At 67.6% G+C, this 15,204-nt stretch carries 17 protein-coding genes; 11 read left to right on the plus strand and 6 right to left on the minus strand.

Going from position 1 to position 15,204, the window contains the following annotated elements:
* Positions 1 to 16: 16 nt before the first annotated feature.
* Together AC0IXR_RS03500 and AC0IXR_RS03505 are read right to left on the minus strand one after the other, a co-directional pair.
* The gene (locus AC0IXR_RS03500; RefSeq protein ID WP_056432281.1) at positions 17 to 307 is read right to left on the minus strand and encodes a YjiS-like domain-containing protein; all 291 of its coding nucleotides are present in this window, start codon (positions 305 to 307) and stop codon (positions 17 to 19) included.
* Between the two features lie 236 nt (positions 308 to 543).
* Positions 544 to 840 (minus strand): YjiS-like domain-containing protein, encoded by a 297-nt coding sequence (locus AC0IXR_RS03505; protein WP_471759762.1) that lies wholly within the window; start codon positions 838 to 840, stop codon positions 544 to 546.
* A 141-nt stretch (positions 841 to 981) separates the two neighbouring features.
* Here AC0IXR_RS03505 and AC0IXR_RS03510 point away from each other — a divergent pair, with 141 nt between their 5' ends.
* The 4 genes from AC0IXR_RS03510 (at position 982) to thrB (ending at position 5,866) form a co-directional block, all read left to right on the plus strand.
* The gene (locus AC0IXR_RS03510) at positions 982 to 2,379 is read left to right on the plus strand and encodes an aminotransferase-like domain-containing protein (protein WP_471759763.1); all 1,398 of its coding nucleotides are present in this window, start codon (positions 982 to 984) and stop codon (positions 2,377 to 2,379) included.
* Positions 2,380 to 2,474: 95 nt separating this feature from the next.
* Positions 2,475 to 3,701 carry an acyl-CoA dehydrogenase family protein gene (locus tag AC0IXR_RS03515; protein ID WP_471759764.1) on the plus strand — a complete coding sequence of 409 codons (1,227 nt, stop codon included), beginning with the start codon at positions 2,475 to 2,477 and terminating at the stop codon, positions 3,699 to 3,701.
* A gap of 124 nt (positions 3,702 to 3,825) precedes the next feature.
* A complete protein-coding gene (ispH, locus tag AC0IXR_RS03520; RefSeq protein ID WP_056432293.1) occupies positions 3,826 to 4,821 on the plus strand; it encodes a 4-hydroxy-3-methylbut-2-enyl diphosphate reductase in 996 nt (331 codons plus the stop codon).
* Between the two features lie 79 nt (positions 4,822 to 4,900).
* Complete coding sequence (gene thrB, locus AC0IXR_RS03525) at positions 4,901 to 5,866, plus strand: homoserine kinase (protein WP_471759765.1); 966 nt, start codon at positions 4,901 to 4,903, stop codon at positions 5,864 to 5,866.
* A gap of 77 nt (positions 5,867 to 5,943) precedes the next feature.
* On the opposite strand, the gene adh is transcribed toward thrB, so the two are convergent.
* Both adh and AC0IXR_RS03535 read right to left on the minus strand, forming a co-directional pair.
* Positions 5,944 to 7,464, minus strand: coding sequence for an aldehyde dehydrogenase (gene adh / locus AC0IXR_RS03530; RefSeq protein WP_471759766.1), 1,521 nt, complete (start codon positions 7,462 to 7,464; stop codon positions 5,944 to 5,946).
* A gap of 505 nt (positions 7,465 to 7,969) precedes the next feature.
* The gene (locus AC0IXR_RS03535; protein ID WP_471759767.1) at positions 7,970 to 9,409 is read right to left on the minus strand and encodes a serine hydrolase; all 1,440 of its coding nucleotides are present in this window, start codon (positions 9,407 to 9,409) and stop codon (positions 7,970 to 7,972) included.
* Between the two features lie 260 nt (positions 9,410 to 9,669).
* On the opposite strand from AC0IXR_RS03535, the gene AC0IXR_RS03540 reads away from it, so the two are divergent.
* Positions 9,670 to 10,263 (plus strand): hypothetical protein, encoded by a 594-nt coding sequence (locus tag AC0IXR_RS03540; RefSeq protein ID WP_471759768.1) that lies wholly within the window; start codon positions 9,670 to 9,672, stop codon positions 10,261 to 10,263.
* Here the strand turns inward: AC0IXR_RS03540 and AC0IXR_RS03545 are convergent.
* A complete protein-coding gene (locus AC0IXR_RS03545; RefSeq protein ID WP_471759769.1) occupies positions 10,239 to 10,451 on the minus strand; it encodes a hypothetical protein in 213 nt (70 codons plus the stop codon). The genes AC0IXR_RS03540 and AC0IXR_RS03545 overlap by 25 nt on opposite strands.
* Positions 10,452 to 10,582: 131 nt before the next feature.
* On the opposite strand from AC0IXR_RS03545, the gene AC0IXR_RS03550 reads away from it, so the two are divergent.
* The 6 genes from AC0IXR_RS03550 to AC0IXR_RS03575 all read left to right on the plus strand — a co-directional run bounded on the left by AC0IXR_RS03550 (position 10,583) and on the right by AC0IXR_RS03575 (position 13,550).
* On the plus strand, positions 10,583 to 11,749 hold the full coding sequence (locus AC0IXR_RS03550) for a multidrug effflux MFS transporter (RefSeq protein WP_471760232.1): 1,167 nt from the start codon (positions 10,583 to 10,585) through the stop codon (positions 11,747 to 11,749).
* Positions 11,750 to 11,830: 81 nt separating this feature from the next.
* Entirely contained in the window at positions 11,831 to 12,067 is a 237-nt protein-coding gene (locus AC0IXR_RS03555; RefSeq protein WP_207413236.1) for a hypothetical protein, read from the plus strand.
* A complete protein-coding gene (locus AC0IXR_RS03560; protein WP_280136575.1) occupies positions 12,064 to 12,189 on the plus strand; it encodes a hypothetical protein in 126 nt (41 codons plus the stop codon). The genes AC0IXR_RS03555 and AC0IXR_RS03560 overlap by 4 nt, the downstream gene beginning before the upstream one ends.
* Positions 12,190 to 12,347: 158 nt before the next feature.
* Positions 12,348 to 12,713 carry a type II toxin-antitoxin system ParD family antitoxin gene (locus AC0IXR_RS03565; RefSeq protein WP_471759770.1) on the plus strand — a complete coding sequence of 122 codons (366 nt, stop codon included), beginning with the start codon at positions 12,348 to 12,350 and terminating at the stop codon, positions 12,711 to 12,713.
* Positions 12,611 to 12,907 carry a type II toxin-antitoxin system RelE/ParE family toxin gene (locus AC0IXR_RS03570; protein ID WP_471760233.1) on the plus strand — a complete coding sequence of 99 codons (297 nt, stop codon included), beginning with the start codon at positions 12,611 to 12,613 and terminating at the stop codon, positions 12,905 to 12,907. Before AC0IXR_RS03565 ends, AC0IXR_RS03570 begins: the two co-directional genes overlap by 103 nt.
* Positions 12,908 to 13,025: 118 nt before the next feature.
* Positions 13,026 to 13,550: a DoxX family protein gene (locus AC0IXR_RS03575; protein WP_056432509.1), complete on the plus strand. Its 525-nt coding sequence runs from the start codon at positions 13,026 to 13,028 to the stop codon at positions 13,548 to 13,550.
* On the opposite strand, the gene AC0IXR_RS03580 is transcribed toward AC0IXR_RS03575, so the two are convergent.
* The gene (locus tag AC0IXR_RS03580) at positions 13,547 to 14,947 is read right to left on the minus strand and encodes a DHA2 family efflux MFS transporter permease subunit (protein ID WP_471759771.1); all 1,401 of its coding nucleotides are present in this window, start codon (positions 14,945 to 14,947) and stop codon (positions 13,547 to 13,549) included. The two genes, AC0IXR_RS03575 and AC0IXR_RS03580, sit on opposite strands and share 4 nt — an antisense overlap.
* Between the last annotated feature and the right edge of the window lie 257 nt (positions 14,948 to 15,204).

Consider the following 15,204-nt stretch of genomic DNA (forward strand, 5'->3'; position numbering starts at 1 on the left):
AGCGGCGCATGACGTGTCAGGCGAAGCGGCGCGTGACCTGGCGGACGGCGCGATGGGCCAGGATCACCTTGGTGGCGTCCGAAGGCGAGGGCGCGTCGTAGGCGTCCAGGACGTCCCAGCGGGTGAGGCCGATATCGTTCAATTCGCGCTCGGAAAGGGAGCCGAGCTCCACGAGGCCGCGCTTGTCGGCGTCGTTGCGCGAGACCAGGGACGCGGCCTTGGAGAAGAGGTTGCCGATGAAGCGGGTGGCCCGGCCGACCTGTTCGGCTGCCGCGTCGCCCGGGGTCCAGTTGAGGGTGCTGTTCATGATCCTGAGTTCCAAATTCTCGACGCCCAATCTTTGCGGCGAAGGTGATGGGGGTGATGTGCGCCCCCTCCGCCCCGAAAGACGTGCGATCGAGCACTTAGCCCAAATAGACTTGCGGTGCCTGCAGGTCTGGTAGAACCGGACCACGGATAAACCTCAATCACCAACCGAATGACCAGTTTGGCAGCATGCCGAATTCGAAGTCATGCTCAATAATGCACGTTCCGCCATCTTGATCAGATCTTAACGCCTCGGGTGCGGCGTGCTTCCCGTCTCTCGTCCTGGCGGACCAGCAGGAACTGGGAGGCGTCGGCCTCAACAGCGCCTGCATCCATCACGTCCTGCCGGATCAGGCCGATATCCTTCAATTCCCGATCGGTCATGACACTGAGCTTGCGCAGGACACGCCGGTTGATCGCTTGGCGCGACAACTCGGCGGCCAGTCCGGCGAACAGCCGGGCGGCGGCGAGCGAGACGCGCCGAGCGAGGTCGCCCGTCCGCGTGGTGTTCCGCTGCTGCAGGATCGTCGTCATCGATGGGCCTTTCCTTCGCCGGCCTGCCGCGCGGGCCTGACGGCGTTTCGTCGGAGGGCAGGGATGGCCCCGTCCCGCTGGCGGAGACAGGGACAGTCCAGTACGCTTTGGCTGAATTGTCCGGGCGAAGGATCAGTACAGATGGCGGGATCGGCGCGGACCACGGTCACCCTGGTGGATACGGTGTCGTCCGCGATCATGGAGCGGATCGCCGGACGCCAGCTCATGCCCGGCGCGCGGCTGCCCTCGGTGCGGGCTTTCGCCGAATCCATGGGCGTGTCGAAATCCACCGTTGTGGAGGCCTATGAGCGCCTCGGCGCGGAGGGCGCCATCGTCGCGCGCCGGGGCTCGGGCTTCTATGTGGCGGGCAAGACCCGCCCTCTCTGCCTGAAGGAGATCGGGCCGCAGCTCGACCGCGCCGTGGATCCGCTCTGGATCACCCGGCAATCGATGCAATCCGGGCCGGACCTGCTGAAACCCGGTTCCGGCTGGCTGCCCTCGTCATGGATGCCCGAGAAGGCGATCCGGCGCGCCCTGCGCCACATCGCCCGCGACGCCGATTCGAACGTGATCTGCTATGACAAGCCCCTCGGCTTTCCGCCGTTGCGGAGCCAGATCGCCCGGCGTCTCTCCGAGAAGGGGATCGAGGCGGGGGCCGACCAGATCGTCCTGACGGATTCGGCGACCCAGGCCGTGGACCTGCTGTGCCGGTTCCTCCTCGACCCGGGCGACGCCGTGCTGGTCGATGACCCCTGCTACTTCAACTACCATGCGCTGCTGCGGGCGAACCGCGCGAAGGTCGTGGGCGTGCCCTTCACCCCCGCCGGGCCGGACGTCGCCGAGCTCGAGCGGCTGATCGTCGAGCACCGGCCCCGGTTCTACCTGACCAATTCCGCGCTCCATAACCCCACCGGCGCCACCCTGGCCCCGGCCGTGGCCCACCGCGTCCTCAAGCTCGCCGAGGCGCATGACATGCTCATCGTCGAGGACGACATCTTCGGAGATCTCGAAGCCGACCCGGCCCCGCGTCTGGCGGGGTTCGACGGGCTCGACCGGGTGATCGCGGTGGGCAGCTTCTCGAAGACCCTCTCGGCCTCGATCCGCTGCGGCTACATCGCCCTGCGCCCCGACTGGGTGGAGGGGCTGATCGACCTGAAGCTCGCCCTCAGCCTCGGCAACGGTCATCTCTCCGCGGCGCTGATGCATCGCCTCATCGCCGATGGGGCCTATCGCCGCCACCTCGCGGAAATCCGTGAAAAACTCGCCCGCGCCATGGGCGAGACCGCACGGCGGCTGGAGCGCTGCGGCCTCACCCTCTGGACCGAGCCGCGGGGTGGCCTCTTCCTCTGGGCGCGCCTGCCGGACGGGCTCGATTCGGCCGATATCGCGCGCAACGCCCTGGCGCGGGACGTGGTCCTCGCCCCCGGTGCGGCCTTCAGCATCGGCGCAAGCGGGCGTGACTTCCTTCGCTTCAACGTGGCCCATTGCGCCGATCCGCGCCTGTTTCGCGTGCTGGAAGAGAGCATGGCGGCGGCCTGACGACTTTCTGGTGCGCCGCGCCAGGTGGAACCCCTGAGCCGAAGCGAAGCTTTGCTGGATAAGGGCGACGCCCAACACAAATCTCGGGAGGAACCATGTCGAAGTCGGAGCTGAAGCAGCCGCGTCCGCCGGAGCTGTTCTCCCCCTGGCGCACGGAGGCGCGCGCCAGGCTTCAGCAGGAGGCGCGCGACTTCGCCCGGGACGTGGTGCTGCCGCTCGCCGACGAACTCGACCGGCAGAAAGCCGAGATGCCGCGCTCGCTCATCGACCGGATGGCGGCCAAGGGCTGGTTCGGCATCACCATTCCGGCCGAGCATGGCGGACTCGGCCTTGGCGTGTTCGAATATTGCCTCGTCTCGGAGGAGCTCGCCCGCGCCTGGCTCTCCGTCGGCAGCATTCTGGCGCGGGGGCAGGGGCTCGGCACCCAGACCCTCGACGAGGAGCGCCGCCGCGCGCTCCTGCGAAAGTCAGCGCGCGGCGAGTGGATCGGCGGCATCGCCCTGTCCGAGCCCACCGCCGGTTCCGATCTCGCCGGCGTCCAGACCCGCGCGGTGCGCGACGGGGACGACTGGGTGCTCACCGGGACCAAGCGCTGGGCCGGTTTCGCGCTCGCAGCCGATTTCATCGAAGTCCTGGCCCGCACCCGCGAGCCGGAGCCGGGCGAGCCGCGCTCGGCCGGGCTGGAGCCGTTCCTCGTGGTCAAGAAGCCCGGCACCTTCCCCGAGGGCATGACGGGCCATGTCATCGACAAGATCGGCTATCACGGCTTCCTCACCTTCGAGCTCGAACTCGACGGCGTGCGCGTGCCCGAGGGTGACCGCCTCACCGGCCTCTACGGCGATGGCGGCGCGGATGCGGATTCCGGCGGCTTCGCCTCGGTGCAGCGTGGCCTCAACATCGCCCGCGTCCACACCGCCGCCCGCGCCGTCGGCGTCGCCCGCGCGGCGGTGGAGGATTGCCAGCTCTACCTGCAGGAGCGCGAGCAGTTCGGCCATCCGATCGGCGAGTTCCAGGCCCTGCGCTTCGCGCTGGCCGACATGTCGGCGGAGGTCGATCAGGCCCGCGCCTACTGGCAACAGGTGGCCCACCTTCTCGACGAGGGCGAGGCGGCCGAGAGCGAATCCGCCAAGGTGAAGCTGCTGGCCACCGAGATGGCGGTGCGCGTCACCAACCAGGCGATGCAGCTCCACGGCGGCAACGGCTACACCACCGAACGCCGGGTGGAACGCTACTGGCGCGACGCGCGGCTCACCACGATCTTCGAGGGAACCAGCGAGATCCAGCGGCGGATCATCAGCGACCGGATGCTGGGGCGCAGGTAAGTGACGCAAGGGAGGGGCGCATCCGATCCTGCCCGGGTGTGCCCCCTCCGCCCTGACACCGCCGCGCATTTTACGCTATAGGAGGTTGACAGGGGCGGCCTCGCCTCGCCACATCCCGGCTATCATGAGCGATCCTCTTTCGAAGACCTTTCCCGACGGTTCGGCCAAGCCGCCCCTGGAGATCCTGCTCTGCGCACCGCGGGGATTCTGCGCGGGCGTGGTTCGCGCCATCGACGTAGTGGAGCGGGCGCTGGCGATCTACGGACCTCCGGTCTATGTGCGTCACGAGATCGTCCACAACAAATACGTGGTCGAGAGCCTGAAGCGGAAGGGCGCGGTGTTCGTCCGTGAGCTCGACGAGGTGCCGGACGGCAACGCCCCGGTGATCTTCTCGGCCCACGGCGTCGCCAAGACGGTGCCGGCCAATGCCGACAATCGCGGGCTCGTCACCATCGACGCCACTTGCCCGCTGGTGACCAAGGTCCACCGCGAGGCCGAGATCCACCACAAGCGCGGCCGCCACGTCCTGCTGGTCGGCCATTCCGGCCATCCGGAAGTCGTCGGCACCATGGGCCAGCTGCCCAAGGGCTCGATCACCCTGGTGGAGGATCTGGAGCAGATCGCCGCCCTGGAGCCGGAGAATCGCGACAACCTCGCCTGGGTCACGCAAACGACCCTGTCGGTGGACGATACCCGCCACATCGTCGCCGCCCTGAAGCAGAAGTTCCCGACCATTACCGGGCCGCACAAGGACGACATCTGCTACGCCACCACCAACCGCCAGGAAGCGGTGAAGCAGGTGGCTCCGCTGGTGGATGCGGTGATCGTCGTCGGCTCCTCGAACTCCTCGAACTCGCAGCGTCTCCGCGAAGTCGCCGAGCGCGTCGGCTGCCCGATCACCCGCCTCGTGCTCCGCGCCGAGGAGATCGACTGGCCGGCCTTCGAGGGCATCCGCAAGCTCGGCCTCACCGCCGGCGCCTCGGCGCCCGAGGTGCTGGTGGAAGAGATTATCGACGCCTTCGCCGCCCGCTACGACGTCACCGTCGATACGGTTTCCACGGTGGTGGAGGACATGTCCTTCCCGCTGCCGCGCGAATTGCGCAGCGAAGCCGCCGAGTAACACGGCCGCATCGGCTCTCTATCCGGGGGCGCCTGCGGGCGCCCCTTCGCGTTTCCGCCCTCGAACCTCAGCGAAGCCCGTGGCCGTCTATACCGAGGTCTCCGACGAGGCGCTGACCGCCTTCCTCTCCGAATACGAGATCGGCACGCTCCTGTCCTACAAGGGCATCGCCGAGGGCGTCGAGAACACCAACTTTTTCCTGCACACCACCGCCGGCTCCTACATTCTCACCCTCTACGAGAAGAGGGTGAATGCCGGCGACCTGCCGTTCTTCCTCAACCTGATGCAGCACCTCGCCGCGCGCGGCCTCGCCTGCCCGCAGCCGATCGCGCGGCGCGACGGCGTGGCGCTGGGCACGCTCTGCGGTCGTCCGGCGGTGATCGTGAGCTTCCTGGAGGGCGTATCGGTCAAGCGGCCGACCCCCGACCATTGCCGGGCGCTGGGCGTCGCCCTTGCGGGGCTGCATCGCGCCGGCAGCGATTTCGGCATGACCCGCGCCAACAACCTCTCCGTCGAGGCATGGCAGCCGCTGTTCGAGGCTGCCGGCCCCGCCGCCGACACCGTCTCCGAGGGGCTGACGGAGCGCGTGCGCGGCGACCTCGCGGTGCTCCAGGTCGGCTGGCCGCGCGGCCTGCCCTCCGGCGTGATCCATGCCGACCTCTTCACCGACAACGTGTTCTTCATCGGCGACGACCTGTCGGGCCTGATCGACTTCTATTTCGCCTGTACCGACGCCTTCGCCTACGACCTCGCCATCTGCCTCAATGCCTGGTGCTTCGAGGCGGACGGCACGTTCTTCCCCGAGAAGGGCGAGGCGATGATCGCCGGCTACCAATCCGTGCGTCGTCTGCAGGACGACGAGGTCGCGGCGCTGCCGATTCTGTGCCGGGGCGCGGCCCTGCGCTTCATGCTGACCCGGCTGGTGGACTGGCTCAACGTGCCGCCCGGCGCTCTGGTCCAGCCGAAGGACCCGCTGGAATACGACCGCCGGCTGGTGTTCCACCGCGCTGCGACGCAGGCGCGGGATTACGGCTGGCGCGAATAGCGGCCACGCAGAGGTCGGGGCCAAGAAAAAGCCCCGGCCGTTTCGGGCCGGGGCAAGGTGGTCTCGTACCCTGAGGCCTAGAAGAAGCCGAGCTTCTTGGCCGAGTAGCTGACCAGCATGTTCTTGGTCTGCTGGTAATGGTCGAGCATCATCTTGTGGTTCTCACGGCCGATGCCGGACTGCTTGTAGCCGCCGAAGGCCGCATGGGCCGGATAGGCGTGGTAGCAATTGGTCCAGACGCGGCCGGCCTGGATGGCGCGGCCGAAGCGGTAGGCGCGGGTTCCGTCGCGGGTCCAGACGCCGGCGCCGAGGCCGTAGAGCGTATCGTTGGCGATGGAGAGCGCGTCGGCATCGTCCTTGAAGGTCGTCACCGAGAGGACGGGGCCGAAGATTTCCTCCTGGAAGATGCGCATCTTGTTGTGGCCCTGGAACACGGTGGGCTTCACGTAGAAGCCTTCCGCCAGATCGCCTTCGAGGGTGTTGCGCTCGCCGCCGGTGAGGACCTTGGCGCCTTCCTGCTTGCCGATGTCGATGTAGCTCAGGATCTTCTCGAGCTGCTCGCCCGAAGCCTGGGCGCCGATCATCGTGGTCGGGTCGAGGGGCGAGCCCTGGACGATGGCCTCGACGCGCTTGATCGCCCGTTCCATGAAGCGGTCGTAGATCGATTCGTGCACCAGCGCGCGGCTTGGGCAGGTGCAGACCTCGCCCTGGTTGAGGGCGAACATGGTGAAGCCTTCGAGGGCCTTGTCGAAGAAGTCGTCATCCTCGTTGGCCACATCGGCGAAGAAGATGTTCGGCGACTTGCCGCCGAGTTCCAGCGTCACCGGGATGAGGTTCTGCGAGGCGTATTGCATGATCAGGCGGCCCGTCGTCGTCTCGCCGGTGAAGGCGATCTTGGCGATGCGGGGCGAGGAGGCGAGCGGCTTGCCGCATTCCAGGCCGAAGCCGTTGACGATGTTGAGGGTGCCCGGCGGCAGCAGGTCGGCGATGAGCTCGGCGACCACGAGGATCGAGGCCGGGGTCTGCTCGGCGGGCTTGAGCACCACGCAATTGCCGGCGGCGAGCGCGGGCGCCAGCTTCCACACCGCCATCAGGATGGGGAAATTCCACGGGATGATCTGGCCGACGACGCCGAGCGGCTCGTGGAAATGGTAAGCGACGGTGTCGTGGTCGATCTCGGAGATCGAGCCTTCCTGGGCACGGACGCAGCCGGCGAAGTAGCGGAAATGGTCGATGGCCAGCGGGATGTCGGCGTTGGTCGTCTCGCGGATCGGCTTGCCGTTGTCCCAGGTCTCGGCGAGGGCGATCAGGTCGAGATTCTCCTCCATCCGGTCGGCGATGCGGTTGAGGATGAGGGCGCGCTCGCCCGGCGCGGTGCGGCCCCAGGCCTCCTTGGCGGCATGGGCCGCATCGAGGGCCTTCTCCACGTCCTGCGCGTCCGAACGGGCGACTTCGCAGATGACGCGGCCGGTGACCGGTGAGGTGTTCTCGAAATACCGGCCGGCGACGGGGGCGACCCACTGGCCTCCGATGAAGTTCTCGTAACGGGCCGAGAACGGTGCCTTGGTACCTGACGACAGGAATTCGGGCTTGTTCATGTGCGTTTCCTCCGTGTTGTTCTTGTGTGCGCCAGCAGAAGCCGGGCGGATTGCCAAATCAAGATAGACTTTTGGCCTAACCGGCTCGGAGCGACGGCATCGAACGGGTCGGCGCGTGGTCCCGCTTCTGTGGCGGGGAGCTACGCGCTGAAGCAGTCTAGCCCCTCTGCGGCGGTCTGGCGATGCCGTGGGAAGGCGCGGAGACCTTCGAACTCGGGTCGATAGGGGTCGGCATGACCTCGGGTCGATAGGGGTCGGCATGACAATGAGCGGGACGTCCCGTCATCCCGGGGCCGCGCAGCGGAGCCCGGGATCCAGATCCGCGACGAGTCTTGAGGACGGCTCGATCGTGCGACCGACCCAGCGACGATGCTGGCATCCGTAGCGGTTCTGGATTCCGGGCTCGCCTTCGGCGACCCGGAATGACGGTCAGGGTGTCGGAACCGGCGTGAAACTCCCCACAAACCGGACGGTATCAACCCGAGTTTGGGGTCAGGGAAGACATTTACCGTCCCGACGGCAGCCGGGTGAAGCGGCGTGCGGTGATCCGCCGGGCGATGGCCCGATCGATCCTGGGACCGGCCCGTTCGGTGCCCTCACGGTGGATCATCACGCCCGTGGCGCGTCCGTCAGGTTCGATGTCGAAAGCCACGCGGATCGCGCCGTTATCCGCCGCGAAGGCCCTGTCGCTCTCGGCGACGAGGGTGATGCGGGACTCGGCCGATCCCTGACCGACCGCCTGTGCCGTGAGACGGTCGCCGTCGCGGGTGACGCCCAGGACCGAGCGCGGTCCGGTCCGGTAGAAGCCGACATAGCGGTCGAGAACGGTCTGGCTCACGTTGATCTCAGTGCGCGCCGGCTCGCCCAGATAGAGGGCCGCGAGTTGTCGCGAGAGGGCCTGGGCCGGCACGATCTCGGAATTGCCGAGCACCACGATGGTGAGGCCGAGATCGGGATAGGAATCCTTGATCGCGCTGAACCCGCTGATGAACCCGCCATGCGACCACAGGCGCTGCCCGTAGGCGGTGCCGATATACAAACCGAGGCCGTAGCCGTGGCCGTAATCCGTCACCATGGCCCGGCGCGACGCCTCCGACAGGATGGGGCCGGAGAACAGCGCCCTGTCCCAGGCGACGAGGTCGTCGAGGGTCGAGGCCAGCATGCCGGCACCCGACGGGGCGCTGGCGGCCAGCGGCAGGGCGTGGCGCCATTCGCCCGAGACGCGGCGGTAGCCGGCGGCACGCCGGGGGAGGATGGCGCCGGGATCGGCGTCCCGGGTCGAGGCCAATCCGGCCGGCGCCAGGATTGCGTCGTCGAGATAGCGCGCAAAACTCTGGCCGGTGATCCGCTCGATCAAGCCGGCGAGGAGGATGTAGCCGGTATTGCTGTATTCGTGGCCGCTCCCCGGCGGGAACAGCAGGTCCTCGCGGTAGAGGAGGGCCACGGTCTCCATCGGCGAGCGCTCGATCCGCCCGAGTTGCGTCGCGTAGCCCGGCAGGGCGGTGACGTTGGGCAGGCCGGAACTGTGGTTGAGCAGCATCCGGATCGTCATCGCAGCCCAGGCCGGCGGCAGTTCCGGCAGGTAGCGGATGGCGGGATCGTCGAGGGAGAGGGAACCGGCCTCGGCGAGTTTCAGGATCGCCGCCGCGGTGAACTGCTTCGTGATGGAGCCGATGCGGAACGCCGTGTCCGGCGTGTTGGGAATCGCCCATTCGCGGTCGGCCATGCCGTAGGCGTGGCGGAACAGAGGGATGCCGTCCCGCGCCACGATCACGGCACCCGAGAAGACGCCGCCATCCGCATGGGATTCCATCAAAGCGGCGGCCTTGCGTGAGAACGCCTCCGTTTCGCCGCCGATGGCCGCGCCGGGAGCACGCTCCTGCGCGGTCGCCGCGCCGAGCAGCAGCAACAGGGCGCAAGCGCCGACGAGAAAGCGTGAGAGCATAGGGCGCGGTGATCCGTCGGCTGCAATCCTGCCAAGGTTGCGCGGGAATGTGGCGTGGTTGCGCGGGAGCGCCACCCCCCGGTCGACATCGCCGTCATTCCCGCGAAACCGTGATCGGCCTCGGCGCCGAGATCACTGTTTCGCCCCGAAGCTCGGCAACATGGCCCGCCTTCGTGCCGACGGACGAAGCCATCCGTCACGGTCGGACCCGCTCCGCCGATGACGGCCCTTCCCCAACCACGCAACAGGAAGAGACATCCATGAGCCGCACCACTCGCGCCCTGCTGGCAGCGTCCCTCGCCTTCGGTACCTCCGCCCTGGTCTCGCAGGTCAGCTTCGCCCAGGCGCCGCAGAAGGCGCCGGCACCCGCCAAAGCCACCCCAGCCCCCGCCGCTCCCGCTCCGGCCCCCGAGGCCGAGGAGCAGAAGGAGGTCGCCCTGACCCAGGCGCTGATCGACGGCCTCGTGGCCGCGCAGCCCGAACTGGCGAAACTCCCTGGCGGCAACGCGGACAAGCCTGATCCGAAAGTTCAGGCCCAGGCCGTGGCGATCGCGAAGAAGAACGGCTTTGCCAGCGTCGACGACCTGCAGGACGCGGCCGACAGCGTCGAGGCGGTGCTGGAAGGCATCGACCCCGAGACGAAGACCTATGTCGGCGTCGTGCCGCTGCTGAAGAAGCAGCTTACCGCCGTCGAGGCCGACAAGAAGATGAAGCCGAAGGACAAGGCCGCCGCGCTGAAGGACATCAACGAGGCGATCGCCGCCGGTGAGCCGAAGAAGCCGTCCGACGGCAACATCGCCCTCGTCACCCAGAACATCGACAAGCTCGGTCAGGTGGCGGGCGGCAGCCAGTAACGCCACTCGGCATGGCGGGCGACGATGCCGGGCAACCGGGATGCGATCGGGTGACCATCGTCGCCGCCGGTACGGAGCCTCGTCTCGAACGCGCATCCCAGCGAACGGGCGCGCAACCGAAGGTCCGGCCGCGCACTTTCCACCATGACATCGCCAGCCTGGGAGCCGGCGATCGCAAAGAGGCTCAAGACGAGTGACTGTACCCTCGAGGCCGGTTCCGCCGGGCGATCAGCCGGGATCGGCACGGGCTCTCCCGCCCGTCGGACCGGTCTGGAACGGTCCGGGCTTCGGCGAATTCGTCGGCATCGTCGCCCTGATGATGGCGGTAACCGCCATCTCCATCGACAACCTGCTGCCGGCCTTTCCGGCGATCCAGGCGCGGTTCTCGGTCGCCGATCCGAATGCGCTGCAGCTTCTCGTCTATGTCTACATGATCGGGTTCGGCGTGGCCCAGATCGTCTACGGGCCGGTCTCGGACGCGCTGGGGCGCCGGCGGGTGCTGCTCGGGAGTCTGGCGGTCTACGGGGCGGGCACGGGCCTCGCCATGGTCGCGCCGTCCTTCGAATGGCTGCTGGCCGCCCGCGTCATCCAGGGGATCGGGGCGGCGGGTGGGCGCGTCCTCTCCACCGCCATCGTCCGCGACCGTTATTCGGGGCGCGAAATGGCCAGCGTCATGTCGCTGATCATGATGGTGTTCCTCATCGTGCCGATGATCGCGCCCGCCATCGGCGGGGCGATGCTGCTGCTCGGCTCCTGGCACTATGTCTTCGTGTCCATGCTGGCCCTGGCCGGCATCCTCACCCTCTGGTTCTCCTGGCGCATGCCGGAGACGCTGCACCCGGAATACCGGCGTCCGCTCTCGCTGCGCTCCATCGGTCAGGCGGTCGCGCTGACTTTCCGCACCCGAGTGGCGGTCGGCTATGCCACCGCCCTCGGGCTGCTGACCGGCTGTATCATGGGCTATGTCGGCTCGGCCCAGCAGGTCTTCGATACCGGGCTCTACCAGCTCGGCGCGCTGTTCCCGCTCGCCTTCGCCCTCGTGGCCGGGGCCATGGGGGCGGCGACGCTGGTCAATGCCCGCCTGGTGCGACGGCTCGGGATGCGACCGCTCTCGCATGTGGGGCTCACCCTGTTCGTGGCGGTGGCGCTGGCCCAGGTCGCAATCGGTCTCGCCTATGCCGGGCATCCGCCTTTGTGGCTGTTCCTGACGGTGCTCGCCTGCAACCAGTTCATGATCAGCTTCGCCATGCCGAACTTCAACGCGCTGGCCCTGCAGCCCCTCGGCGAGATCGCCGGGACGGCCTCGTCCTTCCTCGGTTTCTACACGACGATCCTCGGCGCTTTCTGCGGCTTCGTCATCGGCCAGGCCTTCGACGGCACCGTGCTTCCCCTCGGCATCGGCTATGCCGGACTCGGTGGCTCGGCGCTTCTCGTCGTCGCCTGGACCGAGCGCGGGCGGTTGTTCCGGGGTGGGGTGTCGGGGTGAGGAACGCACCGGTTCGACGGCGACCATAAGTTAAACTTCGAGTCTGCCACGCTTATCGTTGATGGAAAAGCGGGCGATCCGATGAAGCCATCTATGATCGAGCAGACGAAGCTGCTCGCCAACGCGTTGGACCGGGCCTCGACGGCGTGCTTCACGGTCGGGATCGCCACGCCGGTCGCGGGCTTCCTGTACAATGTAGGAAATTTTCGAGCCCTGTCTGGGCCGTTCGAGATGATCGGCGGCGTCCTCGTTTGGATTCTCGGCGCCGGAGGCCTACATCTGGCTGCACGCCGTGTCCTGAAAGGGCTCGATCAATGAGCACCTCCTACGCGATCGCCTTCGTCTTCACGCCGTTACTCGCCGTCGGCGTCGGCTGGCTCGCAGTTCTGCTGCATGAGCGCTCGCTGGCGAAGGCGGAGCGTCGCTCCCCGGGCGAGTGAGCGCCGGCTCCAAGCTTTAACGCCGTCTTCAACCGGTTTCGTCGGGGGGAGCGGCGCGTCGGCGAGATGTCCTTCGCCGCATAGGGGATACCTGATAGCGATGATCGGGCGATGACCGGTCCTAGACCATGACCTCCGGTAGACAGGGAGCGGCGGCGATGCCGACAAGTGCCGACCTCGGCCCCAGGATCGAGAGCTACGTTTCAACACTCGTGGAGAACGGGCGCTTCCAATCCCGTAGCGACGTGTTGCGCGAGGGCGTGCGCCTCTTGGAGGAGCGGGAGAATCGACTGGCGGCGCTCGACGCTGCCATCGAGCGCGGACTTGCCGATGCCGATGAAGGCCGGCTCAACCCGGCAAGCGAAGTCGCCGCGCGTCTGGCGACACGGTACGGCAACCGGTCGACCGTCGCCGAGGCAAGATCGTCGTCTTCGCCGAAACCGCCGAAGCGGATCTGGAACGGATCGGCGATTACATTTCCAACGACAATCCGGCTCGCGCCGCCGCTTTCGTCCAGGCGTTGATCGCCTGTTGCGAACGTCTGGCCGATGCGCCTCTCGGTTTCCCTCTTGTGCGGCGATACGAGCGCAGGGGCATCCGGGTCCGGACGTACGGAAACTATCTCATCTTCTATCGTGTCGGTGCCGCGACGATCGACATCGTCCACATCCTGCATGGCGCCCAGGATTACGGGCCGATCTTGTTCCTCTCTCCATAGCCATGTCCGATTCGCCTGTTTCCCCAGGTGAATGAGCCCGGTTGACACCCCTTAACGCCGTCTTCAGCCGGTCTCACGCATTCTCCCGATCTCGATGGGTCAGGGACGGAGTTCGCGCGTGTTCGGTCGGAGCCAGGACGGAATCCTCCTTGCGTCGCGCCTGTTGCTGGCGGCGGCGCTGCTGCCCACCGGCATCGCGCGTGCGCTCAACGTCTCGGGCTTTGCGCTGGCGCTGGCCGGGGCCGGGATGCCGTCTCCCAATGCCGTCGCCACGGCGGCCGTGGTGGTCCAGGTCTTCGGACCGCTGGCGCTCATCCTCGGCGTCCTGCCGCGTATCACCGGTTTCGCCCTGGCGGGGTTCGCCGTCGCGATGGCGGTGCTGCTGCACGGGTTCTGGGCCTATTCCGGCGCGGCGGCGTTGACCGAGCGCACCCTGTTCCTCGCCGATCTCGGCCTGGCCGGCGGCTTCCTCATCTACGCCCTCACCGGTCCGGGGGCTTGGAGCTGGCAGGGTTGGCGCCAATCCAGCCGCGAGGCGCCCGTGCGCGCACCTGCCCGGCCGCAATCCGCCAACGCCAATGCGAAATCCGCGAAGGGGCCGAAGCGCAGCCCCGCCCGGCCGTCGAGCCGCGCGGCGGCCTAAACGCCCTTCGACGCGAGGCGCTGACCCGACACCTCCGCGCCCGCATCCGGCTTCAGCCGCAGGAAGGCGAAGAGGGAAGCGGACGAGATCAGCGCGACGGTGAGGAAGGCGGGCCAGAAATCGCCAGCCTCGATGGCCGTGCGGCCATGCTGCGCGGCGGCCGTCTCCAGGGCCAGGGCGCCGATGGAGACGCCGAGGCTGAGCGACAATTGCTGCGCGACGCTCGCCAGGCTCGTCGCCGAACTCATCTCCCGCTTGTCGAGATCGGCATACGCGATGGCGTTGACGCAGGTGAATTGCAGCGACCTGACGCAGCCGCCGACCAGCAGGATGCCGATGATGAGCCAATGCGGCGTCTGCGCCGTGAACAGGCCGTTCACCGCGAGGAAGCAAGAGGCGACGACGGCGTTGAACAGCATCACCCGGCGGAAGCCGTAGGCGCGCAGGATGCGCGGCCCGATGATCTTAATGAGGAGCGCGCCGGCCGCCGCGGCGAAGGTGAGAAGGCCCGATTGCAGCGGATCGAGGCCGAAGCCGATCTGCAGCATCAGCGGCAGCAGGAACGGGATCGCCCCAGTGCCGATGCGGAACAGGCTGCCACCGGTCACCGCCGCGCGGAAGGTCGGGTATCTCAGCAGATCGAGGCGGATCACGGGATGCTCGACCCGGCGGGAATGGGCGAGGTAGAGCGCGAGCAGGATCGCGCCGCCGCCGAGGCAGCCCCAGGACACGTAATCCGGCAGGAGATGGCGCCCGAGGGAGGCGAGGCCGAGCATCAGCGTGGCGAGGCCGGCTCCCGAGAGCAGGAAGCCGAGGACGTCGAGGGGTGGCCGGGACGGCTCGCGGATGTTCTCGAAATAGATCGTGGACAGGACGATTCCGGCCAAGCCGATCGGGATGTTGATTAAGAAGATCCAGCGCCAGTCGAGATAGGTGGTGATCAGCCCACCCAGAGGCGGCCCCATGATCGGGCCGATCAGGGCTGGGATCGTCAGGTAGGCGAGGGCGCTGACGAGTTCGCTCTTCGGCACCGCCCGAAGGATGACGAGACGGCCGACCGGCACCATCATCGCCCCGCCAATGCCCTGGAACGCGCGCGCGGCGACGAAGGCGCCGAGCGAATCGGACGCGGCGCAGGCCAGCGACCCCGCCATGAACACCACGAGGGCGGCGCGAAAGATCGTGCGCGCGCCATAGCGGTCGGCCATCCAGCCGCTGATTGGGATGAAGATCGCGAGGCTGACGAGATACGCCGTGAGCGCGAGCTTCAGGGCGATCGGATCCTCGCCGAGGCTGCGGGCGATGGCCGGCAGGGCCGTGGCGATCACCGTGGAATCGGTGTTCTCCATGAACAGGGCCGTTGCGACGACGAGGGGGACGATTTGGGATGGGCGCATGGGGATCGCGTAGGTAGCGCGGCTAAAGCCGCCCGGTTCCGTCACGCTGACGACGGGGCGCGCAACTCGACTCTCGAACGAACATGCACACAAATGATGGTCTCTGTGGATGACGCGTGCGGTGTCGCACGTGGTGGACGACCGTGACCCACGAGCCACAGGTGCGGGCTTCAAGTCGTCAGGCCGGTACGGCCGCCTTTCGGGGGCGTCGATACGGCCTTAAGCTCAGCAACAATTCGGCTGTCTCGTATCACGTC

The organism is Methylobacterium sp. AC832 (genome assembly GCF_979256025.1).